The sequence below is a fragment of the Allobosea sp. P1_A7 genome (assembly GCF_056406775.1).
In genome coordinates this window covers 1-1,891 of sequence record NZ_JBFTZN010000521.1, presented here as the reverse complement: position 1 = coordinate 1,891, position 1,891 = coordinate 1, and the positions used below count along the sequence as shown (strand labels likewise).

General features: G+C 63.4%; 2 protein-coding genes. Both read left to right on the top strand.

The window, feature by feature from the left end:
* Window positions 1–297: 297 nt before the first annotated feature.
* Window positions 298–834, top strand: coding sequence for a LexA family protein (locus AC1D34_RS37195; protein WP_476826980.1), 537 nt, complete (start codon window positions 298–300; stop codon window positions 832–834).
* On the top strand, window positions 831–1,891 hold a 1,061-nt coding region (locus AC1D34_RS37190), incomplete at its 3' end, for a Y-family DNA polymerase (RefSeq protein ID WP_476826979.1). The genes AC1D34_RS37195 and AC1D34_RS37190, both read left to right, overlap by 4 nt.

Genomic DNA, 1,891 nt, shown 5'->3' with positions numbered 1-1,891 from the left:
TCGCCATCCTTGGCGCTGGGCCGCTCATTCTGGCGATGCGGACCTGAAAGGGTCGCCGCGACTCTCGTCCAACTTCACCCGCAGACGACGCGGCGCACACCTCAGGCATCCCAATAGCGCGTTTGCACACGGCCTCGGTGGAAAGCCGAAGTTCGCGAGTTCCGCCGCTTAGGACCGGATGCCGCCAACTTCGGGCATTAGAGCCCGCGCTTCAAATGGCCCGGAGAAGTTAGAATCGACCCAAGCAAAAAAGCCTTCCGCTGGAGGAGGGCATGTGCACATCCCGGATGCCGAAGAATGCTCGGCGCCCGTTCAGAGCGTGCCTCATCAGACCCGAGACGCATTGCCCACATTGACTCGGACCGCGCTTCTGATGTTCTTGTTATGTTCCGTCAACCAGAGCGCATCTCGATGCACATGTCCTCCGTCGTCCTCGGACCGCCTGTCTTTCTCCCGGTCTATCTGAAGGCCGTACGCGCGGGCTTTCCTTCGCCGGCCGACGACTATCTCGATACACCGATCGATCTGTCGCGGGCGCTGATCAAGAACGCCCCCGCGACCTACATTATGACCGTCGCGGGCGACAGCGCGATCGATGTCGGGATCTTCGACGGCAGCCTGATCACGGTCGACCGCAGCCTCGTCCCGCGTGACGGCGACGCCGTCGTGGTGGATGTCAACGGCGAGCGCAGCGTCAAGATTTTCAGGATCGCCGGGGGGCGCTCAAGTCTCGCGTTCGGCAACCGGCGCTATCCCGACTACGACCCGGGTCCAGACGCCGAGATCGACATTTTCGGCGTGGTCACCAACGCGGTGCGGCGCTTCCGGCGATGACGCGGTCGTTCGCCCTGATCGACGGCAACAGCTTCTACTGCTCCTGCGAGCGCGTATTCGATCCGAAGCTTCGACGCCGGCCGGTGATCGTGCTGTCGAACAACGACGGCTGCGCGGTCGCCAGGACGGCTGAGGCAAAGGCGCTCGGGATCAAGATGGGCGCGCCGATGTTCCAGATCCGCGACCTGTGCAGGCGCGAGGGCGTCGTCGTCTTCTCGTCGAATTATTCCCTTTACGGCGACATGAGCCGCCGGATGAACACCGTCTATGAGCGGTTCGCCCCCGATATCGAGATCTACTCGATCGACGAGAGCTTCCTCGACCTGACCCCGGTTGCACTGGAGCACCGCGAGGAGTTGGGCCGCGATCTGAGGTCCACGGTTTCAAAATGGACCGGTATCCCGACTTGCGTCGGCATCGGCCCCACGAAGACACTGGCAAAGCTCGCGAACAAGATCGCGAAGTCCACATCTCAGCTCGGCGGCATCTGCGACCTGACGAGCGAGGCGGTCCGCCGGGAGTGGCTGCCGCTGATGCCGCTAGAGGACGTCTGGGGCATTGGCCGTGCCAGCCAGGCCAAGCTGACCGCCTTCGGCTGCAAGACGGCCGCCGATGTCGCTGCTCTCGATCCCAAGCTCGCTCGCCAGACGCTCACCGTCGTCGGCGAGCGAATCATCCAGGAGCTGCGCGGCCAGCCCTGCATCAACCTCGATACAGTCGCCCCCACTCGAAAGGGTTGTGCCGTCACGAGGTCATTCTCCGGCCGGGTCGAAAGCCTCGAGGTGATGGAGGAGGCCATCGCTACCCATGCTACCCGTCTTGGCGAGAAGCTCCGCCATCATGAGCTGGCGACGGATCACGTTACGGTCTTTTTCCACACCTCTCCATTCGACAACGGCCCTGCCCGTTCAGTCTCGACAACGGTCGACTTCCCCGAGGCGAGCAACGACACCCTCGTCCTGGTCCGTGCAGCCAAGTGGGGAGCGCGACGGATCTGGAAGCCGGGTTACCGCTACGCCAAGGCCGGCTTGATGACGGTCGACCTGGTGGCTGGTGG

What these genes read in the sequence shown, in the direction of transcription:
- AC1D34_RS37195 (WP_476826980.1), top strand. Translation starts at nt 298, where the DNA reads ATGCTCGGCGCCCGTTCAGAGCGTGCCTCATCAGACCCGAGACGCATT.